Raw genomic sequence first — 21,672 nt, 5'->3', positions numbered from 1 at the left:
ATATTGCCGCCGAATTGGAATCGATGTGTACCGCCTACAACCACGGACTCCGCAGCTGCAGGACAGCGGTCGATGAGGCCTACAACTCGACTATGGCTGGTCACGACGATGACGATGACGATCAACTAAGGAAAGCCGCCGCAAAGATTAGAACGATCATCAGCTCCTTCGAAGGAACATTGACAGCCTATGCCGCTAGCGGCCAGAAAGTCACCTCTGACTCCGAGACCGCAAAGCGCTTCCTTGAGCCAATAGCTTCGCGGTCGCCCGTTCCCGCGGACTTCGAACACGAAGACTCCGAGCGTGGCCGTGAAGGCGAAGCCGCTATGACTGCTGAGCAGATACGGGAAGTAATCAATACGCTACGGAAGGGAAAGAACCGTGGCGTCTATGTAGCACCTTCCGAAGAAGAGATCCAGTCTCTCTATGATCGCCTTTCGCGGGGCGGCGTGCCTGACTTGGCTCGAATTAGTGTCCACCCCGGAGTGCGACCAGGGCTTTTGCTAGATCTGCGGTGAGGGGGTCGGCGGCGGTGAGGGTTTTGCCGCCGATGTCGATGTAGACGGTGCGGTAGCGGCGGGCGGTGGTGACGAATTTCTTGATCGACCACTCAGTGCGGGCCTCGATGATGCGGGTGACTGCGAGGGCGGCCATCACTATCGCCAGGTGAGCGCGGATGGAGTCCTCGGTGTGGTGGTAGATCGGGCGGGCGGCCAGATCGGATTTGGACATGCGGAAGCTCTTCTCGATCCGCCAGAGCTGGTGGTAGGCGCCGATCACGAAGTCCGGGGCCGGATCGGTGGTGTTGGTGGTGTAGGCCTTCCACCCGGCCAGTGCCTGCGCTTTCTCGGCCAGCTCGCGGTTGACCGACTTCTCGGCGCCGGCGAGCTTGACGAACCGGTTCCGCTTGACCGGGATCTTGCCCTGCACGGCCTTCTCCGCTTTGGCTACTTGTTCGTTGATACCGCGCAGGCTGCGTCGCGCTCGGTCGGCGCTGTACCGGTAGTAGGTGACCCGATCAGTGGAGTAGCTGGTCTTCGGGTTCGCCGGAAACCGCTGCGTCAGGGTCAGCCCGTCGGGCGGCTCCTGGCCTGGGTGGCTCTGCCGCCATTGGTCGATCTGGTACGGCACCGTGGGGAGTTTGTCGCCGAGGATAAACGTGAGGCCGGCGTTCTCGATCGCGGCCATGCTGGCCGCTGAGATCATGCCCGCATCAGCGACGACGGTGACCTCGGTGAGCTGGTGGGCGGCCATGAACGAGGTGATCGTGGGGATCATGGTGAGGGTTTCGGCTTTGTTGCCCTCGAACGCTTCGATCATCAGCGGAAACCCGCTGGCGTCGGTGAGCATGCCGACGGTGATCTGCGGTTCCAGGCGGCGTTCCTTGGAGAAGCCGGGTTCGCGGAAACCGTCGGCCTTGTCGGTCTCGAAATACAGTGTCGTGACGTCGTAGAGCACCAGAGTCGCCGGCCCGAGCCCGGCATGAGCTGCGCACGCGGCAGCAAGCTGTTGCCGCCAGGACGTGCCAGCGTAGACCGGGAGCCGCCGTTTGACCGTCGCGTACGAGGGCACCGGCACTCCGACCTCGTCCAGGACCCGCAGGGAGTCCAGTTTGCTGGTCGGTTCGATGATCCTCGCCAGCACCAGATCCCGGAACACGGAGTCCCCGCCAGTCGTGTCGTCGAAGCCGAGTTCGCGGTACACCCCGTCCAGGGCGTCCCACAGGACTGACATGCGGCTGCCGCGGATCGGCAGTGTCTCTCCTGTGTCGGCGGCCGAGAGCCCGAGGTCGAGTTGCCCCTGACCTTCCGATAACCGTTGCGCGGCAACATTTTTCAGCGCGGCAAGTTCGGCGTCATTGTGTGCAGACCCGATGTGGTCGATCATGCGGGCGCCCTTACGGTTGGAGTACACGATCTGCACCGCGGTCGCCCCCGAGGCCGTCTTCACCGTCCGCACGAACGCCATCCCACCAGCCTAGAATCCCCGATTAGTGTCCACCCCGACACCCCAACCCGCAGGTCACAGGCCCGCCGACCTCAGAATCCGCAGAAGTGAGCCAAGTCAGGTATGACTGCTGAGCAGATACGGGAAGTAATCAATACGCTACGGAAGGGAAAGAACCGTGGCGTCTATGTAGTACCTTCCGAAGAAGAGATCCAGTCTCTCTATGATCGCCTTTCGCGGGGCGGCGTGGAAATCACACCTGACTCCGGGTACTACAAAAACGGACATATGGTACGACTCCCTGACGGTACGACCGTTGGATATAGGCCAGAGTCAGGTTCCGGAGGAGCCACTCTGGATGTCGTCTATCCAAACGGAAGGAAAGCGAAGGTGCACGTTGAATAGCAACATTTCGCCAGACGAAGAAAAAGAGAAGGTGTTTGCGATTCTTCTCATCGAGGGCCTAGACGATTGGGTGCCAATCGATAGCGCGTTCAATGCCGTCCACTACGTGACTGGTTCGAGCAACGGGGCCTCGCTGACCGTACGGCCAGTTCTGCACCGGATAGTAGACGAGGGCCTCGCCGTCGTCGGCACTGTGGACGAAGGATTCCACCCATGGCCGGGAGGCAACGCAGAGGTGCTCAACAGGATGGACAGATTTATCGAACAACACCCCAATGGGCTGGATCCGAGTTACGAGTTCTGCTTCGAACTGACCCCGAAGGGCAGGGAATTGGCTGCGACCATTCCCGACCCGTTTGCAGATGACCCCGTGTGGTGAGCGACACTTCGCCATTCTCCGAGCACTGCACGACGGCCTCCAATGTAGATCCGCGTTGAAGGTCGTCGTGTCGAGTTTGGTCTACTCGTCGGTGATCCCGGCGAGCGCGTCCATCTCCTCGAGGGTCTTGCCCTTCGTCTCCGGCACGAACCTGGCGACGAACAGGAACGAGAGCACGGCGAAGATCGCGTACATCGAGTAGCCGAAGGTGAGGCCGGGACCGTCCTTGATGATCGGGAAGGTCTGGGTGATGAGCCAGTTGGTGGCCCACTGCCCCGCCGCGGCCAGCGAGAGCGCCGCGGCGCGGAAGCGGTTCGGGAACATCTCGCCGAGCAGCACCCAGACCACCGGGCCCCAGCTCATGCCGAAGAAGACGACGAAGAGGTTGAACGCGACCAGCGCGACCGTCGCCCAAATACCCGGCAGGGTCTGCACCACCTCGTTGGTGTCGGCGTCGACCACCGCGTTGCCCAACGAGTCGACCTTGTCGACGAGTTGCCCGAAGGCCACGGCCAGCGTGACCAGACAGACGGTCATACCCACCGAACCCACCAGCAGCAGCGGCTTGCGGCCGACCCGGTCGACCAGGGCGATGGCGACCAAGGTCGTCAGGATGTTGACCACCGAGGTGAAGGTCGACGTCAGGAACGCCGAACTCTCGTCGAACCCGGCTGAACCCCAGACCACGTTCGAGTAATAGAAGACGACGTTGATACCGACCGCCTGCTGGAAGACCGAGAGCAGCAGGCCGATCCAGACGATCGGGTACACCTTGCCGCTCGGACGCTTGAGGTCGCGCCACGACGGTTTCGTCTCGGTCTTCACGCTCGACCGGATGCGGTTGATGGTGATCTCCAGGTTCCGCTCGCCGAGGAGGCGCTCAAGGACGGCGCGCGCCTCGGGGATGCGCTGCTGGGAGATGAGATAGCGGGGCGACTCGGGAATCGTGTACGACAGCACGCCGTAGAGGATCGCCGGAAGCGCCATGGCGAGGAACATCCAGCGCCAGGCCTCCATACCGAACCACAGATCCTTCTCGGCGCCGCCCGCCAGTCGCTGAAGTGCGAGGTTGACCAGGAAGGAGAGGAAGATGCCGGTCACGATCGCCAGTTGCTGCAGCGAACCCAAACGTCCACGTAGGCGCGCGGGCGAAGTCTCGGCGATATAGGCCGGCGCGATCACCGACGCGACACCGACGGCGAAACCTCCGATGATGCGGAACACCACGAAGAACGCCAACCCGCCCATACCCCAGGACTCGGGGGCGAACGCGCAGCCGATCGCGCTGGCGAGGAACAGCACGGCCGCGATCTTCATGACCATCAGGCGGCCGATACGGTCGGCGATCCGTCCGGCGGTCAGCGCACCGGCCGCCGCGCCGATGAGCGCCGACGCCACCGCAAAACCCAGCGGTGCCGGCTCGACCTGGAAGGCGTTCTGGATGGCTTTCGTCGCGCCGTTGATGACGGCGGTTTCGTAGCCGAACAGGAGGCCGCCCAAGGCTGCGACGGACGCGATACGGATGACACCGCGGGTCGATCCACCGTCGTCATCGTCGAAAACCGACTCCACTTCCGGAGTCGGACCACCCTCGCTCATGCCCTGCCCTCTCGTCGCCCCCGAAACGCCGTAGCCAACCCTAAGTCCGGGGCGAGCACCGCGGAGGGAAACCGGATATCTCCGGCGCGCGCAGCGAATCCTTCCGGGTTCAGCGCAGCGCTTCGGCGACCGCTTCGGCCGCCCGCCGCGCCGACGCGCGAGCGGCCGGCGAGATCATCGTCATGTTGAAGAAGCCGTGGATCAGCGAGCCCGCTCGATCGACCGTGACCGGCACGCCGGCCTCGCGCAGCTTCTCGGCGTACGCGATCCCCTCGTCGCGCAGCGGGTCGAAGCCGGCGACGACGACATGTGCGGGCGGCAGGCCGGACAGGTCGTCGGCGCGCAACGGCGAGACCTGCGGTGCGACGCGATCCTTCTCGTCGGGGACGTAGTTGCCGACGAACCAGTCCATGTGTTTGGCGGTGAGGAATCGTCCTCTGGCGAACTCAAGCCGCGACGGGGTCTTGCCCGCCAGGTCGACGGCCGGATAGATGAGCAGCTGGTGTGCCGGGACGATGTCGTCGCCACGGGTCTGCAACGCCACCACCGCCGCCAGGTTGCCGCCGGCACTGTCCCCGGCGACGCCGATCTTGCGCGGATCCAGCCCCCATTCCTCCGCGTGGTCGACGGCGTAGCGCCATGCCGTCATCGCGTCGTCGAACGCCGCGGGGAACGGGTGCTCCGGCGCCAGCCGGTACTCGACCGACAGCACGTCGACCCCGGCGTCGACGGCGAGGTTGCGCACGGTGCCGTCGTGGCTGGCCCGGCTCCCGATCGTCCAGCCGCCGCCGTGGAGGAACACGACCAGCCCGCGCGAGTGCGCACCCGCCCGGTACCTGGTGGCGGGGATCGGCCCATCCGGACCGTCGATGACGAGGTCCTCGTCGACGGTGAACGGCGGGTGGCTCGGCGCCATCATCGCCGACGACTCGTCGATCTTGCGGCGCGCCTTCGCCGGATCATCGTCGTACAGGTCGAGCGCGGGAACCTTGTCCGCGCCGAAACACACGGCCGCGAGCAACGGGTCGAGACGGTCGCCGTCGGTGTTCGTCGGCCCGACCCGGCCGACCACGCCGTGCACGGGCTCGGTCACCTTCCCCACACCCTGCAAGATCACCCGCTGCACGCGGACGGCCAACGGCAATGTCACCTTCGTGGATTCGCTCACAGTCTCCAGACCCTACCCAGGACGGCACGCGACCACGAGCAGACCGATGTGCGAAACTCGATCCCATGTCGCACGACCCGGGCCTGCCCGCCCGCACCCGTCTCGCGCTCGCCGCCGCCGCGTCCGCTCGATGGGCGTCCCGCGCGGCCGGCCGCGGCAAAGGATCGATGATCGGCGGCTTGGTCGCCGCGAAGGTCGACCCGTCGATCATGTCCCGCCTCGGTGCCGGACGTCGCACAGCGCTTGTCACCGGGACGAACGGCAAGTCGACGACGACGCGCATGCTGGCCTCCGCGCTGGCCGGCGTCGCACCGGTCGCGACCCAGGCCGACGGCGCCAACATGGACGCCGGGATCATCGCGACCCTCTCGTTGACCCGTGAGAAGCCGTTGGCGGCGCTGGAGGTCGACGAACTGCACGTCCCGCATGTCTCCGACGCGCTGAACCCCGAGGTCCTCGTTCTGCTGAACCTCTCCCGGGATCAGCTCGACCGGGTTGGCGAGATCAACATCATCGAGCGCCGCTTGCGCGAGGGCATCGCACGGCACCCGCAGATGACGGTCATCGCCAACTGCGACGACGTGCTGGTCACCTCCGCGGCCTTCGACGCGCCCAACGTCGTCTGGGTGGCGGCCGGCGCGAGTTGGGTCGGCGACTCGGTGAGCTGCCCGCGCACCGGCGAGCCCATCATCCGCTCCGCCGACGGCCAGTGGCGTTCCACCGGCGACGAGTCCTTCCACCGGCCGACGCCGGACTGGTGGTTCGACGACGAGAACGTCTACGGCCCCGATGGGTTCATCGCCCCGCTGAAACCGGCGGTGCCCGGACGCGCCAACCGAGGTAACGCGACGCAGGCGATCGCCGCGGCGGTCACGATGGGCGCTACACCCGAAGCGGCCGCGCACGCCGTCGGCACCGTCGAGGAGATCGCCGGCCGCTACGGCGTCACGCAATACGGCGAGCACACCGTGCGGATGCTGCTGGCGAAGAACCCGGCCGGCTGGCAGGAAGCGCTGTCGATGATCGACCAGGATGCCCCCGGTCTGGTCATCGCCGTCAACGGGCAGGTTCCCGACGGTGAGGATCTGTCGTGGCTGTGGGATGTGCGGTTCGAGGCGTTCGAGTCGATGAAGGTCGTCGCGTCGGGTGAGCGCAGCGCCGATCTGGGCGTGCGCCTGCTCTACGCGGGTGTCGAGCACACGACGATTCCCGACCCGTTGCGCGCGATAGCCGCCTGCCCGCCCGGCAGAGTCGAAGTCCTGGCGAACTACACCGCGTTCCGCGACTTAGGCACGGCACTGGAGCGGGAGGCACGATGAGCGAGTCGACGCTGCGGATCGGGCTCGTCCTGCCCGACGTGATGGGCACCTACGGCGACGGGGGCAACGCGCTGATCCTGCGACAGCGGACGCGCATGCGCGGAATCGACGCCGAGATCACCGAGATCACCCTCGACGACCCTGTGCCGGAGAGCCTCGACGTGTACGTCCTCGGCGGCGCCGAGGACTACGCCCAGCGGCTGGCCACCCGTCATCTAACGCGGTATCCGGGGCTGCAGCGGGCGGCTGAAGCCGGACGGCCGGTGCTGGCGATCTGCGCGGCGATCCAGGTACTCGGCCACTGGTACGAGACATCGTCGGGCGAGCGGGTCGACGGTATCTCGATGCTCGATCTCACGACCGCCCCCCAGGCCAAGCGCAGCATCGGCGAGCTCATCACCGAGCCGCGCATCGACGGGCTGAGCCAACCGCTCTCCGGCTTCGAGAATCACCGCGGCGGAACGGCGCTTGGGCCCGACGCCAGGCCGCTCGGCGCCGTCCGGCACGGCGACGGCAATCTCGTCGGCGGTGGGGTCGAAGGCGCGGTCCAGGGCTCGGTCATCGGCACCTACATGCACGGTCCGGCGTTGGCGCGCAATCCCGAACTCGCCGACTACCTGCTGAAGATGGCTCTCGGAACCACCGAGCTGAGCCCGCTCGACCTGCCCGCGGTCGACCAGCTTCGCAAGGAGCGGCTGGCCGCCGGTCGTTGACCGGTTGGCGACGTCGACTCACCAGGTCTCGATACAAATTCTCGCTTCGCTCGAATTCACTCGACCACCCAAATGGACTCATGGTGGTCGAGTGACGGACCCATAGGTGGTCGAGTGCCCGGCGAGCTTGCGAGCCGGGTGTATCGAGACCTGGTAGGTCGAGTGCCCGGCGAGCTTGCGAGCCGGGTGTATCGAGACCCACGCAAGACGACGCCGTCAACTCGGCGACACCACCTCACAGCGCTCACGCGTGCGGTCGACGGCGAACCAGCCCTCTTCGAAGCGCTGCCAGGCCACGAGATGCTCGCGCGCCTGCTCGCCCTCGCGCGCGACGGCGGCTTCCAGACGCTGCTCCGGCGATCCGCCGTCGAGCCACAGCGCGCGGTCGAGATGAGGCGTCATCGCGCGCCGTGCCGACGACACCCCTTCGACGACCAGGATGGGCCGCCACACTCGGTGGATCTCCGGCCCGACGACGGCGGCCCCGCCTTCCCAGACGCGCGGGCGGTAGCGCAGGTCCGCACCGGCCCGAAAGGGCATCAGCACGCCCTCGACGAGTTCCGGCCACCACGCGACGGGGTCGTCCCAGGTGGCGAACTCGTCGGTGCTGACCAGCAGCGCATCCCGACCGGACTCGGCCAATCGGGCTACCAGCGCGGCGGCGAAGGTCGACTTCCCCGACCCCGACGGCCCGTCGACGGCGACGATGCCGGCAGCGAGTGTCGACGCGACCTCGACGACAGAAGTCTCGGCCATCGCCGGATCAAGCCAGGGCCCGCCGCCCGGACAGCGCGCGCCCGAGGGTCAGCTCGTCGGCGAACTCGAGGTCACCGCCCATCGGGAGTCCGGAGGCGAGTCGGGTCACTTCCAGGCCCGGGAAATCCCTCAGCATCCGCAACAGGTAGGTCGCGGTCGCCTCCCCCTCGGTATTGGGGTCGGTCGCGACGATCACCTCCGTGACGTCGATGCCGTCCTCCTGATTGCCCAGCCGGCGCAGCAACTCCCGGATGCGCAGCTGATCGGGACCGATGCCGGACAACGGGTCGAGCGCCCCGCCGAGCACGTGGTAGCGACCGGTGAACTCTTTGGTCCGCTCGATCGCGTTGACGTCCTTCGGCTCCTCGACGACGCAGATCTTCGTGGCGTCGCGGCGCGCGTCGGAACAGATCCGGCACAGCTGGTTGGCCGAAACGTTCCCGCATTCGGAGCAGAACGTCACGTCGTCCCGCACTCGTCCCAGTGCCCCGATCAGCCGGTCGATGTCGGATCTCTCCCCGGCCAGCAGGCTGAACGCGATTCGCTGGGCGCCCTTCGGGCCGAGCCCCGGCTGCTTGGCCAGCTCGTCGATCAGGTCCTGGATCGGCCCCTCGTACATGGCAACGCTTCCTTCGGCTGCTTACTCGGTGCGCTATCCAAGGCCGGGCAGGCCGCCCAGACCGGACGAGAGCGGACCCAGCTTCTCCGCCGCCAGCGCCTCGCGCTTCGCGTCCAGATCGTTCAGCGCCCCGACGATGAGGTCCTGGAGGGTGTCGATGTCGGCCGGGTCGACGACCTTCGGGTCGACGGTGATCTTGGTGACGCCGCCCGCACCGCTACCGACGACGGTGACCAGCCCGTTGCCCGCGGACCCGGAAACGTCGGTCTCCGCGATCTCCTGTTGCGCGGCCATCAGCTGTGCCTGCATCTGTTGCGCTTGCGCCAGCAGGCCCGACAGACCGTTCTCGTCCCCGCCGAGCAGGCCGCCCAAATCTGGTGTCTCAGTCACGCGGTCCAGGGTAGTCGCCGCGGTGCCGAACTCAGCGCAGGAGCCGATCGAGATGCGCGGCGAGTTCGTCGAGGGTCGTGTCGGTGGGCGAGACCTGAAAAGACAGGACGTCGTCGCCGAACAGCCGTCCCACCCTGGGTATGACTTCGAATTCGAAACGATCGTCGCGACGGCGCCACTGTTTCACTCCGCCGTAGACCGGAGCGCTGGCCCCCGTGGTGACGCAGTACTCGTCGGCGCGGGGCCCTCCGACCAGGTCGCGCTGGATTTGAAAGCAGGCACCCGTCTCGTCGTCGAGAAAGACGACGGCCTCGCACCCGAGGTCGGCATGACGCTCGTACGACCCGTGGATAGTCACCCGGTCGAGTCTAGTGTCACGGAACCTCGTCGGTCGCCTACGCCGCTACAGCAGGGTCGACCAGTAGTACCAGAACCGGTCGAGAATGGCGCCGGCGATCATCATGTACCAGAGGATCGCGATCAACGGAACGTACGGTGCGATCGTGGCGAGGACGCGTGACGGATGGTCGGTCGCCGCCATCAGGTTGCGGACCGTCACGACGAGGAACAGCACGATGGTCACCGCCCACACGACCATGCAATAGATGCAGAGCGCGCCGATCGCGTAGAGGCTCGAGTAGATCAGCCAGTGCACGAAGATCAGCGCCAGCACGACGCCGATTTCCAGCCCGATCCAGATCCACTTGGTGAACCGGACACCGGTCAGCAGCAGGACGCCGAGGGTGACCAGGACCGAGAACGACGCGATGCCGATGAGGGGATTGGGGAACCCGAAGACGCCCGCCTGCCAGGACTGCATGACCGGCGAGCAACTCATCACCGGGTTGATGGAGCACGACGGCCGGTGGGCGGGGTTGGCGAGCAGTTCGATCTTCTCGACGGTCAGGACGAAGGACGCCACCAGACCGATGGCGCCGCCGATCAGCAGGACCCACGCGGTGATGCGGGTCCAGGATTCGCCGCGCTGATTCGGCTCGATCTCGGGTTCAGTCACGCCACGAGACTACCGCCGCGTGCCGGGACCGGAATCGCCGCGACCCGCCGGTGACCGGATCGGTGAACTCGAGGCTCGCCGCGACAAGTTGCAGCGGGGTACTGAAATCGCCGCGGTCGGGAGCCGCGGCGAGGTCGTGGTCGACGTCGGGATAGAGCGGATCCCCGACGATGGGGGCGCCCAGCCCCGCCATGTGCACCCTGAGCTGATGCGTGCGGCCGGTTTCGGGTACGAGGCGGAACCCGTCGTCGACGCGGGTGATGCGGCTGATGGCGTTGACCGGCCCGTCCACCACGCGGGCACGCAGATCACCGGCCCGCTTCTCGATCCGGTTGGCGACGCGGACTTCCTCGCGCCACCGGTCTCCCAGCGTCGCGCTGGCCGCCCAGTAGGTTTTGCGGACCGCGCGGTCGGCGAACATCTCCTGGTAGGCGGCACGCACTCGCGGCCGTCGGGTGAACATCACCACACCGGCCGTCAACCGATCCAGACGGTGCACCGGCGCGATCGCGTCGTTGCCGAGTTGGCGCCGCAGCCGGACCAGCGCGGTCTGCACGACGTGGCGGCCCCGCGGCATCGTCGCGAGGAAATGCGGCTTGTCGACGACGACGAGGTTCTCGTCCTCGTGGAGGATCTCCAGGTCGAAGGGGATCGGAACTTCGTCGGGCAGGTCACGGTAGAGGAAGACCGCGGTGTTGGGCCCCGCCGGGCCGTCGAGCGCGACCGGTTGCCCGTCGATGTCGACGAGTTCACCGTGCCCGGCACGCTCGGCGAGCCCGTCGATGCCGATCTCGGCGCCCACCCGGGAAGCCAGCAGCGCGTCGGCAACGGTGGAACCGTCCCGCAGGATCACGCGTGTCGCGTCCACTCCCGCGCGCGGCGGGAGCGGACTGGGTCGACGGCGGCGGCTCAGCTCTCCAGCCGCGACTTGAGGTTGCCCAGCAGGGCGGCTTGGATACGACCGAGCCCCTTGGGAGCGAAGGTCTTCTCGAAGAAGCCGCCGACCCCGCCGGCGCCCTGCCACGAGGTCGTCGTCGTGACCTGCGATCCGCTGCCGCTGGGCGCGACCGAGTAGGTGGTCACCATCGTGGAATTGGCGTCGGTCTCGGTGACCGTCGAACCCGCGACGGCGACGGTGGCCTTCACGTCTCGCGAACGCTTCTCGGTGGCCTGCAAGATCCAGTGGACGACGGTGCCGGCGCCCTCGCCCCCGGACAGCACCTCGTAGTCGCGGTAGTTCTCCGGCAGGATCGCCGGGCGCACCGTCGAGTAGTCGGCGAGAGCGGCCAGGACGGCGTCCGGCGCGGCGTTGATTTCGACGGTCTGACTGGCGGTAACCTGCGCCATGGGAACTCCTCCAACTCCGGTGGTTTGCGCTTGTCCTCGCGGACAGCGCATTTCGAACCTAGGCTAGTTGGTAATGGCAGTGAACTTGGAGACGGGTCCTTCGGTTTACGAGCAGGGTGTGGTGCGCCTGCTCGAGAGCTACCGTGCGATTCCGCCCGAGGCCACGGTGCGTTTGGCGAAAAAGACGTCGAATCTCTTCCGACGACGAGAACGCAACCCCCACCCCGGGCTCGACGTGTCCGGGCTGACCGGCGTCATCTCGATCGACCCGGTCGCGCGCACGGCCGACGTGGCCGGCATGTGCACCTACGAGGACCTGGTCGCGGCGACCCTGCCCCACGGCCTGGCGCCGCCGGTGGTGCCGCAGCTGAAAACCATCACGCTGGGCGGCGCGGTCACCGGCCTGGGAATCGAGTCGACATCGTTCCGGACCGGTCTGCCGCACGAATCGATCACCGAGATCGACATTCTGACCGGTGCGGGCGAGATCATCACCGCCACACCGACGAACGAGCACGCCGACCTGTACTTCGGATTCCCCAACTCCTATGGGACGCTCGGCTATTCGGTTCGCCTACGCACCGAGCTGGAGCAGGTGAAGCCGTACGTCGAACTTCGGCACGTCCGCTTCACCACCGTCTCGTCACTCGTCGAGACCATGACGCGGATCGTCGACGAGAAGACGTTCGACGGTGTGCCCGTCGACTATCTCGACGGCGTGGTGTTCAGCGCCGACGAGTCCTATCTGACCCTGGGCAGACAAAGCGACGAAGCCGGTCCCGTCTCGGACTACACCGACCAGGAGATCTACTACCGGTCGATTCAGCATTCCCCGGCGGAGACGCCGAAGTCCGACCGGCTCACCATCGGTGACTACCTGTGGCGGTGGGACACCGACTGGTTCTGGTGCTCGCGCGCGTTCGGCGCCCAGAACCCGAAGATCCGCCGATTCTGGCCCAAGCGCTGGTTGCGCAGCAGTTTCTACTGGAAGCTCATCGCCCTCGATCACCGCTTCGACGTCGGCGACCGGCTGAACGCGCGCAAAGGGCTGCCGCCGAACGAACGCGTCGTCCAGGACATCGAGGTGCCGATCGAGCGGACCGTCGAGTTCGTTGACTGGTTCCTTGCCAACGTGCCGATCGAACCGATCTGGCTGTGCCCGCTGCGACTGAAGGACCCGCCGCCCCCGAACGCCGATCCGCGCCAGCCGTGGCCGCTCTACCCCTTGGAGCCGCACCGGAGCTACGTCAACGTCGGCTTCTGGTCGGCGGTTCCGGTCACGCCCGGTCAGCCCGGGTACACCAATCGGCTCATCGAGAAGCAGGTCGCGGCGCTCGACGGGCACAAGTCGCTGTACTCGGAGTCCTTCTACTCCCCCGACGAGTTCGACGCGCTCTACGGCGGCGAGCGCTACCGCGAACTCAAAGCCGCCTACGACCCCCGGTCGCGGCTGCTCGACCTCTATTCCAAGGCGGTGAAGAGTCAATGACAACGTTCAAGGAGTCCCCCACTTCGACGGGGCACATGCCACTGGCGAAGGTCTTCGAGACCTTCCTCGGCGGTGAGCCGAGTATCCGGCTGACCGCGTACGACGGAAGCACCTCCGGACCCGAGGATGCACCCTTCGGCGTCGATCTGAAGACCCCGCGCGGCACGACCTATCTGGTCACCGCCCCCGGTGACCTGGGTTTGGCCCGCGCCTACGTCGCCGGTGACCTCGAACTCGTCGGCGTGCACCCGGGCGATCCGTACGAGGGGCTACGAGCGCTATCCGAGGACCTCAGCTTCGCCAAGCCCTCTCCGCTGGAGATGGCGCAGATCGCCCGCGGTATCGGCCTAGAGCACTTCAAGCCGATCGCGCCGCCGCCCCAAGAGGCGGTTCCGCGATGGCGTCGATTCGCAGAAGGCTTGCGGCACAGCAAGACTCGCGATGCCGAAGTAATCCACCACCATTACGACGTGTCCAATGCGTTCTACGAATGGGTGCTGGGACCGTCGATGACCTACACCTGCGCGGTCTATCCCGACGCGGAGGCGAACCTGGAGGCGGCACAGGAGAATAAGTACCGCCTCGTCTTCGAGAAGCTCCGGTTGAAGCCGGGCGACCGTCTTCTCGACGTCGGCTGCGGCTGGGGCGGAATGGTCCGCTACGCGGCGAGCCGCGGCGTACACGCGATCGGGGCGACGCTTTCGGCCGAGCAGGCCCAGTGGGCGCAGGACGCCATCAAACGCGACGGGCTCGGCGACCTGGCGCAAGTACGCCACACCGACTACCGCGATGTACGCGAATCGGGATTCGACGCGGTCTCGTCGATCGGACTGACCGAGCACATCGGCGTTCACAACTACCCGTCGTACTTCTCGTTCATGCGCGACAAGCTGCGCGATGGCGGCCTGCTGCTCAACCACTGCATCACCCGCCCCGACAACATCGGCCCCAACAAGGCCGGGCCGTTCATCGACCGCTACGTCTTCCCCGACGGGGAGCTGACGGGTGCGGGCACGATCGTCAGCAAGATCCAGGATGTCGGCGGCCTGGAGGTCGTCCACGAGGAGAACTTCCGCGAGCACTATGCAATGACGCTGCGCGACTGGAATGCCAATCTCGTCGCGAACTGGGATGCCGCCGTCGAGGAAGTCGGCGAGGGCACCGCCCGGCTCTGGGGCCTCTACATGGCCGGATGCCGGATCGGTTTCGAGCGCGACATCATCGAACTGCACCACGTGCTGGCGACGAAGCTCGGCCCGGACCGTCGGCCCAACGTCCCACTTCGTCCGTGGTGGACCCCTTAGCGGGCGTCCGGCTAGTCGATCGGGCGGGCCCCGAGTTCGTTCTGCAGGAGTTCGAGGGCGACGTCGTCGGGGTCGCGGATCTCGCTGGGTGACGAGTTGTTGTGGGCCTCCGCGACCATCTCGTCGCGCTCGGCGTCCGGGATCTCCTCGTCAGATCTGGGGGGCGGCGGAGAAGGCTCCTCGAGTTCGGGGGGCAGGTCGTCCGACGTGGCGGCCGACCCGCCTCGACTCGGCCGTTGATAGGCGGGCCTGCCCGACGATTGTTGCGTCGATGCCGTCCGGCCGGTCGCCGCCCGCGGCGAGGTCGGGGCGGACGCACCCGCATCGGATCGGTGAACGACGCGAACGTCGGCGATGGTGACTTCGAACGTTCGAAGGAAGGCTTCACGGACGACGTTCGTCGCGAAATCGTCCGAAAGGCGTCCGACAAGCATCTCGAACGGATGCCCGATGACCAGTGTCGATCCATCGAAGTCGACGACCGACGCTTCCGCCATCATCGGTCCGTGGCGCTTCGACAAGTCGTTGATGACCGCGCGCAGATCCTGGAATCGGTTGCGAACCTCGTCGATCGTGAGACCCGACGGATTCGACACCGGGGCGGGCTCGGGATCCGGGGTTGGGGGCGTTTCGGGCACGGGAGCCACCTCGGCTGCCGGTTCCATCGCGGGGTCGGCCGCCGGTTCGACGACGGGTTCGGGAGCGGCTTCAAGCACGGGCTCCCGAACCGGCTCGGGTTCGGGTTCCGGAGTGGGTTCGGGCTCGGGTTCGGGCTCCGGCTCGGGTGCCGGAGACGTCTGAGGCTCAGGGATCGGCTCCGGCTCGGGTGCCGGCTCCGGCGGCGCCTGCTCGACGACAGGTTCGGGTTCGGGCGCCCGCTCGGCAACCGGATCCGGCTCGACGGGTGCCGGTTCTTGCTCGGCCGGCGCCGGCTCTTGCTCGGCCGACGACGTCGCGGTCTCTTTGCGCTGCGACGGGCGGGTGAACTTCAGTGGCGCGTCATCGGCGGGCGGCGGGGGTGCAGCCGTCCCAGCGGCCGACTGGGCGGGCGCCGCGGCGGGTGCGCCGCCGGACGCGGGGATCCCGGCCTCCAGCTTCTCGATACGGGCGAGCAGCGCGGCGTCGTCGGCGGAGGTCTCGGGCAGCAGCAGTCTGGCGCACATCACCTCGAGCAGCAGCCGGGGCGAGGTCGTGCCCCGCATCTCGCCGAGGGCGGTGTGCACCGTCTCGGCCGAGCGCGCGAGCATCGCCGGACCGAGCTGCTCGATCTGCGCCCGCATCTTCTCGACCTGGTCACCGGGCGCCTCCACCAGCCCGCGCTCGACGGCTTCGGGAACCGCCTGCAAGAGGATCAGGTCGCGCAGGCGCTCCAGGAGGTCGACGGCGAAGCGCCGAGGATCGTGGCCGGCGTTGACGACCGTCTCCACGGCGCCGAACAACGCGGCGCCATCACCGGAGGCCAATGAGTCAACGGCCTCGTCGATCAGTGCGACGTCGGTGACGCCGAGCAGCGACATCGCCCGTTCGTAGGTGACCCCGTCGTCGCCGGCTCCGGCGAGCAGCTGATCGAGGATCGAGAGCGAATCGCGCGGCGAACCTCCGCCGGCACGGATGACCAGCGGGAAGACCTCGGAGGCGACGGTGACGCCCTCACGCTCGCAGATGCGCTCCAGGAGCCCGCGCATCACTGGGGGCGCCAGCAGGCGGAACGGGTAGTGGTGGGTGCGCGAGCGAATCGTCGGAAGCACCTTCTCCGGCTCGGTCGTCGCGAACACGAAGATCAGGTGCTCCGGCGGCTCCTCCACGATCTTGAGCAACGCGTTGAATCCCGCGTTGGTGACCATGTGCGCCTCGTCGACGATGAAGACGCGGTAGCGCGACTGGGCCGGGGCGAAGAACGCCCGGTCGCGCAGCTCGCGGGTGTCGTCGACGCCGCCGTGACTGGCCGCGTCGAGCTCGATGACGTCGAGGTTCCCCGGTCCGCCGGGCGCGAGCGCCACACAGGAATCGCAGGTGCCGCACGGCGTCGACGTCGGCCCCTGCTCGCAGTTCAGCGACCGCGCGAGGATGCGCGCCGACGATGTCTTGCCACAGCCGCGCGGCCCGGAGAACAGGTACGCGTGGTTGATCCGGCCGGTATCGAGGGCGCGCCGCAGCGGGTCGGTGACATGGTCCTGACCGACGACGTCGGCGAAGGTTGCCGGGCGATAGGTGCGATACAGAGCCACGCCGACGAGCCTACCGGTGCCCGCGGACGCTCGGGTGCGGCAGCCGGGGGCCGTCAGCCGATCAAGCGCCCCCGGCACCGGCTGTGCTCGGATATCGCGCGGTACAGTCGCGCATCCCTGGTCCAGAACTCGGCGTCAAGTACCTCAGCCAGCGCGACATAGTTGGCGTCATACGGTGTGAGGTTCTTGCGCAGGTCCCAGATCCGCAGCATCAGCGCGTCCGCGGGCCAACGTCGGGCGGGGAACACACGCAGTTCTTGAGTGGCCTGCCGCGCGCGGTCTTCAGTCAGCACCTGGCGTCGCGCGAGCCTGCTCAACACAGACATCGTCTCGACGTCGGCGAGATGCGGAAGATGTAGGGCACCTTCGTAGGAGTACAGGTCTGGTTGCAGGCGCGTACCGATTGGGCTGGCGATGAGCACCTCGGTCAGCACCGAGGCGTCCAGCACGAGCCTCATCGCCGGTCGCGATCCTCTCGGAGGATCTCCGCAATCAGGTCACCGGCGTCTACCGAACCGAAGCGGCGTGCCCTTTCGAAGACCTCGTCGAGCGTCGGCTGTGCCACCTCGCGCTTCAAGACAAGCAAGACGTACTCCGACAGGCTGCGTCCGGAGGACGCGGCCCTGGCCTTCAGAGTCCGATGGACCTCCTCGGGGACCTCTCGCACCTGCAAGTGTGACATGCAATCTAGCTTATCTGCATGCAATATGCATGTCTAGCCTGGCGATCCAGTCGCGCTTGCTCCGTCGATCGTGACCAGCATCTGGTCACGATCGACGGAAGACGAGGCCGTCGCGCTAAGAACTGCTACTCAGGTGCCGTCGCATCAACAGAATGGCTGCACAGGTCACCGCGAAGATCCAGACGAACGGCTCGCGGATGAACCAGTCCAGCCATCCGATGATGCCGTTCTTGAAGAACAACCCGATGAGGTAGGCGTCGTCGCGGACCTGGTTGAACTGCCAGGTCGGATAGTCGAGGTAGGTGCGCCACGAGAAGGCGGCCAGGAAGCCGCCGAGCGCCAGCGCCCCGACGCCGATCCGGGACAGCGCCGACCGACTCTGATCGGCCACCCAGTTCAGCGCGAAGACACCCAGCGGGACGAACCACACCCAGTGGTGGCCCCACGCCATCGGCGAGACCGCGCAGGACGTCATCCCAACCACCGACAGGGCCAGCAGTTCCTGTCCGGCGCGGTGCGCGACGATGGCCGCCCCCAGCCCGAGTGCCAGGGCGCCGGCCGCCAGCACGATCCACAGGAGCGCGCTGGGGGTGTCGGTTTCCCCGAGGTTCGCCAGCAGTCCCCGGATCGATTGGTTGCCCGGCGATTTCGGTGTTCCGACCCGGTCGGGATCGCGCAGCTTGGCGGTCCAGTAGTCCCACGAGGTCGACGGCAGGATCGCGAATCCGATCAGCACAGAGACCCCGAAGCCCGCGACGACGCCGACGGCGGCCCGCGTCTTGCGGATGGCCAGGAGATAGACCGCGAACAGCATCGGTGTCAGCTTGATGCCCGCGGTGAAGCCGGTTGCGACCCCGCGTAGCCGGGCGTCGGGACCGCGCAGCAAATCCGCCAGCACGACCACCATCAGGAACACGTTGATCTGGCCGTACCAGATCGTCGTGCGGACCGGCTCCAGCAACATGAACACGGCCACGAGCGCTACCGCGACGGCGCGCAGGGTCCAGGTCACCTGCCTGCCGAGGCTGCGGAAGCTGATCATGATGGTGAGGTAGAGCGCGACGAGGATTCCCGCGATCCACACCACGCGCGCGGCCCCCATCGGCATCCAGGCGAACGGGATGAATCCGATGATCGAGAACGGCGTATAGGTGTAGTCCATCTGGCCGAGGAGTTTGGCCTCGTAGAGCTTCTCGCCGTCGAGCACCGTCTGCGCGCCCGCGCGGTACACGCCCAGGTCGAGCTGATTGTCGAACAGGCCCCAGAACGGGGTGGAGAACCCGACGACGAGGTGCTGAATCCACACCGCGACAACGACAACCAGCAGCGCCCCGAGCGCGACCAGGGCCGTCCGCGCACCCGTCACCGATCTCTTCACGCGTTCCACCGTGTCATGCTCTCCGCCGACCGGCCAATCGAACCGATCGACGTCTCAGGAATCCTGCTCGAGCATCGACTCGGTGGCCGCGAGCAGCGTGCAGGTCGCGAAGCCGTCCATCGCCACGCGCAACTCGTCGAGGCCGGGGAAGCTGGGCGCGAGGCGGATGTTGGTGTCGTTGGGGTCCCGCTTGTACGGGAAAGTCGCACCGGCAGCCGTCAGCGCGATTCCCGCCTCCCTGGCGAGCGCGACCGTCCGGGTCGCGGTGCCGTCGAGGACGTCGACGCTGATGAAGTACCCGCCTTCCGGGCGCGACCACGCCGCGACCTTCGACGACGAAAGCCGGTCATCGAGGATGTCGAGGACCAGGTTGAACTTCGGCGCGAGGATCTCCCGGTGGCGCGCCATGTGGGCGTGCACCGAGTCGGTGTCAGGGAAGAACCGCAGGTGCCGCAACTGGTTCACCTTGTCGGGCCCGATCGTCTTGATCGACAGGTGTTCGCGGTACCAATCGAGGTTCGCCGTCGATGCACCGAAGAACGCGACCCCGGCACCGGCAAAGGTGATCTTCGACGTCGATCCGAGCGCGTAGACGCGGTCGGGATGACCGGCCTGCTCGGCGAGTTCCAGAATCCGCAACGGTTCCGGCGGCGAGTCCACCAGCGTGTGCACCGCGTAGGCGTTGTCCCAGTAGATCCGGAAGTCGTCGGCGGCCTTCATCGACAACAGTGCGCGCGCCACCTCGTCGGTGACCGTCGCGCCCGTCGGGTTGGAGTATGTCGGTACCAGCCACATGCCCTTGATGGATTCGTCGCGTGCGACCAACTCGGCGCACACGTCGACGTCGGGGCCGTCGGGACGCATCGGCACCGGGATCATCTCGATGCCATAGCTCTGCGAAATCGCGAAGTGACGGTCGTAGCCGGGGACGGGGCAGAGGAACTTGATCGGCCCGGCCGACCAGGGTTTCGAGCCGCCGACCGCTCCGTGGAGCAATCCGAAGACCGTCAGGTCGTGCATGATCTCCAGGCTCGCGTTGCCTCCGGCCACCAGGTTCTCCGGCGCGACGCCGAACAGCGGGCCGAACACCTCGCGCAGCGGCAGCAACCCGTCGACGCCGCCGTAGTTACGGCAGTCAGTCCCGCCCGGCGCGCGGAAGTCGTCGCCGGGCAGATGCAACAGTTCGTTGGACAGGTCGAGTTGTTCGGGCGACGGCTTGCCCCGGGTGATGTCGAGCTTCAACCCGGCTTTCTTGAGCTCGTCGTAGCGGATACGCAGATCGTCGCGGATATCGCGGAGTTCGGCAGGACTTCTCGAGTGGTAGTTCACGGCCGGTGGCCTCTCGCATGGAGTCGGCAAAAGTAGAGGACCCCGCGCACCCGAGAGAGCCCGTTGACCCTTGCTGCCTTCCGGCCCTGGGGGAGTTCACAGGATGCACGCCGCGCGGGATCCGGCACCAAGTGTAGACGGTACGGCGGCACCCTTCGACTCGGCATTCGCCGCCCGCCGGGTTTTGGGGTTCGAGCGCCCCCACCGCTATCATCTGCTGAGCACTGGAGGACACTCCAGACCTGGAGGATTCGCCTAGTGGCCTATGGCGCTCGCCTGGAACGCGGGTTGGGTTAATAGCCCTCAGGGGTTCGAATCCCCTATCCTCCGCCATTGTGATGAGTCGCGACATAGGTCTCATCTGAGTCGCGACATGTGTCACGTAGGAGCCCCTGGCCATCGGCCAGGGGCTCTTCGTGTGTTTCGCCAGTAGTTCTTGGTTGGGTCGATGTGGTGGGTGGAGAGGGCTTCGTTGGTTTCGAGGTCGATGACGGTGACGCTGGTTTCGTCGGTGATGGCGAGGACTCGTTTGCCGGCGTTGGTGATGCCGAGGCCGAGGTGGTGAGTGTGTCGCATGTCGTGGGGCCTTAATCCGCTGAGCCCGGCGGCAGTCATGCCACCAGGTGTCCAGGGTCGACGGCGACACGTCGCGTTCCGTTGTCCTTCGTTAAGATCGCAAGGTCTGTGTCGCCCTTCCACGCGGGGCCTGTGCGTCGTCGTTGTCGCGCTGTAGTCGACGGTGCCGCTTCAACGCGACGACGCTTTTGTAGATGTGAACAGTGGTCATGACCCTGATGGTGTTCGCGGCGAGGATGTGGACCAGGAAGCAGGCGTCACGTCCTCGCCATGTTTGTCGCACAGCGTCGCCATACTGCTACCCAGGAGGATCGCCATCCGAGGGCGGTAGATGAATGGCCGAGATTGACTACACGCCTGTCGACCACGTGTTGCCGGGATGGACGCTCCGAGTATCCGGGTACAACGAAGAAGTCGACGGCGAGCACTACGACGGACTGAACAGGCTAAGCGGAGTCGAGTATCTGATGGAGGACCTGATAGATGAGTACGTCGAGCAGACGCACGCTCGTCTGACTCGTGTCAGGGGCGAACATGGCTGGCGCGAGTTCACTTGGGATGACGGCGCGGTCCACCGATACGACTGGGAGATGTACCTGATCGACCTGCGCTGCCAGAAGTGCAAAGGTCGGAGCGACCTGTACATGCTTGAAGACGAAGTGTGGGAGGCAACGGGACTCGACGGGTGGGTTTGCTTCCGCTGCGTCGAGGCCGCGCTCGGACGCCGCCTAACCCCTGCGGACTTCAAGGGCGAGGGGATTCCAGCGAACACCGACCAGACGACCCATGAGCCCGAGCTGCGGGAGCGGATCGGCCTGCCTGCTGACGAAGGGTAGGCACGGGACGCAGTTAGTCGAGTCTCGCGCCGTTGAGGCAGTCGCACTCAGCTATCAGTTGAACCGGGTGAGTCTCCTGATGCCCGCTCGGCTTCGGCTCTTCGCGAAGCCATCAACGCGTCCAGGTCGCGGAAGTGGGCCTCGGCTTCTCTTCGTGAGCGAGCATCGTCGGGGGAGTCGCGGAGTTTCCGGG

General features: G+C 66.5%; 22 protein-coding genes, 1 tRNA gene and 1 other RNA gene. 8 read left to right on the top strand and 16 right to left on the bottom strand.

The window, feature by feature from the left end; genetic code table 11:
* Positions 1 to 518: hypothetical protein (locus GOARA_RS20360; RefSeq protein ID WP_007321237.1), on the top strand; the 518-nt coding region annotated here is incomplete at its 5' end.
* Here the strand turns inward: GOARA_RS20360 and GOARA_RS05100 are convergent.
* Entirely contained in the window at positions 469 to 1,968 is a 1,500-nt protein-coding gene (locus GOARA_RS05100) for an IS1634 family transposase (protein ID WP_007321236.1), read from the bottom strand. The two genes, GOARA_RS20360 and GOARA_RS05100, sit on opposite strands and share 50 nt — an antisense overlap.
* Positions 1,969 to 2,344: 376 nt before the next feature.
* Between GOARA_RS05100 and GOARA_RS05095 the strand changes: the two genes are divergently transcribed.
* Positions 2,345 to 2,731, top strand: coding sequence for a hypothetical protein (locus GOARA_RS05095; RefSeq protein ID WP_007321234.1), 387 nt, complete (start codon positions 2,345 to 2,347; stop codon positions 2,729 to 2,731).
* An 81-nt stretch (positions 2,732 to 2,812) separates the two neighbouring features.
* Here the strand turns inward: GOARA_RS05095 and GOARA_RS05090 are convergent, their stop codons facing one another.
* Both GOARA_RS05090 and GOARA_RS05085 read right to left on the bottom strand, forming a co-directional pair.
* Positions 2,813 to 4,330 carry a sugar porter family MFS transporter gene (locus GOARA_RS05090; RefSeq protein WP_007321233.1) on the bottom strand — a complete coding sequence of 506 codons (1,518 nt, stop codon included), beginning with the start codon at positions 4,328 to 4,330 and terminating at the stop codon, positions 2,813 to 2,815.
* 109 nt (positions 4,331 to 4,439) lie between these two features.
* Positions 4,440 to 5,498 (bottom strand): alpha/beta hydrolase, encoded by a 1,059-nt coding sequence (locus GOARA_RS05085; protein ID WP_007321232.1) that lies wholly within the window; start codon positions 5,496 to 5,498, stop codon positions 4,440 to 4,442.
* A gap of 65 nt (positions 5,499 to 5,563) precedes the next feature.
* Between GOARA_RS05085 and GOARA_RS05080 the strand changes: the two genes are divergently transcribed.
* Together GOARA_RS05080 and GOARA_RS05075 are read left to right on the top strand one after the other, a co-directional pair.
* Positions 5,564 to 6,817 (top strand): Mur ligase family protein, encoded by a 1,254-nt coding sequence (locus GOARA_RS05080; protein ID WP_007321231.1) that lies wholly within the window; start codon positions 5,564 to 5,566, stop codon positions 6,815 to 6,817.
* Entirely contained in the window at positions 6,814 to 7,530 is a 717-nt protein-coding gene (locus tag GOARA_RS05075) for a type 1 glutamine amidotransferase (protein WP_007321230.1), read from the top strand. The genes GOARA_RS05080 and GOARA_RS05075 overlap by 4 nt, the downstream gene beginning before the upstream one ends.
* A 216-nt stretch (positions 7,531 to 7,746) precedes the next feature.
* Here the strand turns inward: GOARA_RS05075 and GOARA_RS05070 are convergent, their stop codons facing one another.
* The 7 genes from GOARA_RS05070 to GOARA_RS05040 are packed head-to-tail and all read right to left on the bottom strand — an operon-like array spanning position 7,747 to position 11,657.
* Positions 7,747 to 8,286 carry a uridine kinase family protein gene (locus GOARA_RS05070; RefSeq protein WP_007321229.1) on the bottom strand — a complete coding sequence of 180 codons (540 nt, stop codon included), beginning with the start codon at positions 8,284 to 8,286 and terminating at the stop codon, positions 7,747 to 7,749.
* A gap of 7 nt (positions 8,287 to 8,293) precedes the next feature.
* Complete coding sequence (gene recR, locus GOARA_RS05065; RefSeq protein WP_007321228.1) at positions 8,294 to 8,905, bottom strand: recombination mediator RecR; 612 nt, start codon at positions 8,903 to 8,905, stop codon at positions 8,294 to 8,296.
* 33 nt (positions 8,906 to 8,938) lie between these two features.
* On the bottom strand, positions 8,939 to 9,295 hold the full coding sequence (locus GOARA_RS05060; RefSeq protein ID WP_007321227.1) for a YbaB/EbfC family nucleoid-associated protein: 357 nt from the start codon (positions 9,293 to 9,295) through the stop codon (positions 8,939 to 8,941).
* Between the two features lie 31 nt (positions 9,296 to 9,326).
* Positions 9,327 to 9,653 (bottom strand): hypothetical protein, encoded by a 327-nt coding sequence (locus tag GOARA_RS05055; protein ID WP_007321226.1) that lies wholly within the window; start codon positions 9,651 to 9,653, stop codon positions 9,327 to 9,329.
* A gap of 45 nt (positions 9,654 to 9,698) precedes the next feature.
* Positions 9,699 to 10,310: a vitamin K epoxide reductase family protein gene (locus GOARA_RS05050; RefSeq protein ID WP_007321225.1), complete on the bottom strand. Its 612-nt coding sequence runs from the start codon at positions 10,308 to 10,310 to the stop codon at positions 9,699 to 9,701.
* Positions 10,303 to 11,163, bottom strand: coding sequence for a pseudouridine synthase (locus GOARA_RS05045; protein WP_007321224.1), 861 nt, complete (start codon positions 11,161 to 11,163; stop codon positions 10,303 to 10,305). Before GOARA_RS05045 ends, GOARA_RS05050 begins: the two co-directional genes overlap by 8 nt.
* Positions 11,164 to 11,219: 56 nt before the next feature.
* Positions 11,220 to 11,657: an SRPBCC family protein gene (locus GOARA_RS05040; protein WP_007321223.1), complete on the bottom strand. Its 438-nt coding sequence runs from the start codon at positions 11,655 to 11,657 to the stop codon at positions 11,220 to 11,222.
* Between the two features lie 73 nt (positions 11,658 to 11,730).
* On the opposite strand from GOARA_RS05040, the gene GOARA_RS05035 reads away from it, so the two are divergent.
* Both GOARA_RS05035 and GOARA_RS05030 read left to right on the top strand, forming a co-directional pair.
* Positions 11,731 to 13,146, top strand: a complete 1,416-nt coding sequence (locus GOARA_RS05035) for an FAD-binding oxidoreductase (RefSeq protein ID WP_040521805.1) — start codon at positions 11,731 to 11,733, stop codon at positions 13,144 to 13,146.
* Complete coding sequence (locus GOARA_RS05030) at positions 13,143 to 14,450, top strand: class I SAM-dependent methyltransferase (protein WP_007321221.1); 1,308 nt, start codon at positions 13,143 to 13,145, stop codon at positions 14,448 to 14,450. The genes GOARA_RS05035 and GOARA_RS05030 overlap by 4 nt, the downstream gene beginning before the upstream one ends.
* Positions 14,451 to 14,461: 11 nt before the next feature.
* Here GOARA_RS05030 and GOARA_RS05025 read toward each other — a convergent pair whose 3' ends face one another.
* The 6 genes from GOARA_RS05025 to ffs form a co-directional block, all read right to left on the bottom strand.
* A complete protein-coding gene (locus GOARA_RS05025; RefSeq protein WP_040521804.1) occupies positions 14,462 to 16,678 on the bottom strand; it encodes a DNA polymerase III subunit gamma and tau in 2,217 nt (738 codons plus the stop codon).
* A 53-nt stretch (positions 16,679 to 16,731) separates the two neighbouring features.
* Positions 16,732 to 17,136: a type II toxin-antitoxin system VapC family toxin gene (locus tag GOARA_RS05020; protein WP_007321219.1), complete on the bottom strand. Its 405-nt coding sequence runs from the start codon at positions 17,134 to 17,136 to the stop codon at positions 16,732 to 16,734.
* Positions 17,133 to 17,360: a FitA-like ribbon-helix-helix domain-containing protein gene (locus GOARA_RS05015; RefSeq protein WP_007321218.1), complete on the bottom strand. Its 228-nt coding sequence runs from the start codon at positions 17,358 to 17,360 to the stop codon at positions 17,133 to 17,135. The genes GOARA_RS05020 and GOARA_RS05015 overlap by 4 nt, the downstream gene beginning before the upstream one ends.
* A 115-nt stretch (positions 17,361 to 17,475) precedes the next feature.
* Complete coding sequence (locus GOARA_RS05010; RefSeq protein WP_306302172.1) at positions 17,476 to 18,747, bottom strand: glycosyltransferase 87 family protein; 1,272 nt, start codon at positions 18,745 to 18,747, stop codon at positions 17,476 to 17,478.
* A gap of 45 nt (positions 18,748 to 18,792) precedes the next feature.
* Positions 18,793 to 20,067 carry an aspartate aminotransferase type Ic gene (locus GOARA_RS05005; RefSeq protein WP_007321216.1) on the bottom strand — a complete coding sequence of 425 codons (1,275 nt, stop codon included), beginning with the start codon at positions 20,065 to 20,067 and terminating at the stop codon, positions 18,793 to 18,795.
* Positions 20,068 to 20,097: 30 nt separating this feature from the next.
* An RNA gene (gene ffs / locus GOARA_RS19210) (signal recognition particle sRNA small type) lies at positions 20,098 to 20,194 on the bottom strand.
* 117 nt (positions 20,195 to 20,311) lie between these two features.
* Here ffs and GOARA_RS05000 point away from each other — a divergent pair.
* Both GOARA_RS05000 and GOARA_RS04995 read left to right on the top strand, forming a co-directional pair.
* Positions 20,312 to 20,400: transfer RNA gene (locus tag GOARA_RS05000), tRNA-Ser, on the top strand.
* 578 nt (positions 20,401 to 20,978) lie between these two features.
* Complete coding sequence (locus GOARA_RS04995; RefSeq protein WP_007321214.1) at positions 20,979 to 21,479, top strand: hypothetical protein; 501 nt, start codon at positions 20,979 to 20,981, stop codon at positions 21,477 to 21,479.
* Positions 21,480 to 21,672: the final 193 nt, after the last annotated feature.

Source organism: Gordonia araii NBRC 100433 (assembly GCF_000241265.1).
GTDB classification, from domain to species: domain Bacteria; phylum Actinomycetota; class Actinomycetes; order Mycobacteriales; family Mycobacteriaceae; genus Gordonia; species Gordonia araii.
Note: the sequence above shows the minus strand (reverse complement) of the source record. Positions and strands in the feature narration are given on the sequence as shown.

Bases quoted from the DNA above. Each gene is read 5' to 3' on its own strand.
- GOARA_RS04995 (WP_007321214.1), top strand. From the start codon at position 20,979: ATGGCCGAGATTGACTACACGCCTGTCGACCACGTGTTGCCGGGATGG.
- GOARA_RS05035 (WP_040521805.1), top strand. From the start codon at position 11,731: ATGGCAGTGAACTTGGAGACGGGTCCTTCGGTTTACGAGCAGGGTGTG.
- GOARA_RS05020 (WP_007321219.1), bottom strand. From the start codon at position 17,136: ATGAGGCTCGTGCTGGACGCCTCGGTGCTGACCGAGGTGCTCATCGCC.
- GOARA_RS05100 (WP_007321236.1), bottom strand. From the start codon at position 1,968: ATGGCGTTCGTGCGGACGGTGAAGACGGCCTCGGGGGCGACCGCGGTG.
- GOARA_RS05070 (WP_007321229.1), bottom strand. From the start codon at position 8,286: ATGGCCGAGACTTCTGTCGTCGAGGTCGCGTCGACACTCGCTGCCGGC.
- GOARA_RS05090 (WP_007321233.1), bottom strand. From the start codon at position 4,330: ATGAGCGAGGGTGGTCCGACTCCGGAAGTGGAGTCGGTTTTCGACGAT.
- recR (WP_007321228.1), bottom strand. From the start codon at position 8,905: ATGTACGAGGGGCCGATCCAGGACCTGATCGACGAGCTGGCCAAGCAG.
- GOARA_RS05075 (WP_007321230.1), top strand. From the start codon at position 6,814: ATGAGCGAGTCGACGCTGCGGATCGGGCTCGTCCTGCCCGACGTGATG.
- GOARA_RS05030 (WP_007321221.1), top strand. From the start codon at position 13,143: ATGACAACGTTCAAGGAGTCCCCCACTTCGACGGGGCACATGCCACTG.
- GOARA_RS05015 (WP_007321218.1), bottom strand. From the start codon at position 17,360: ATGTCACACTTGCAGGTGCGAGAGGTCCCCGAGGAGGTCCATCGGACT.
- GOARA_RS05040 (WP_007321223.1), bottom strand. From the start codon at position 11,657: ATGGCGCAGGTTACCGCCAGTCAGACCGTCGAAATCAACGCCGCGCCG.
- GOARA_RS05080 (WP_007321231.1), top strand. From the start codon at position 5,564: ATGTCGCACGACCCGGGCCTGCCCGCCCGCACCCGTCTCGCGCTCGCC.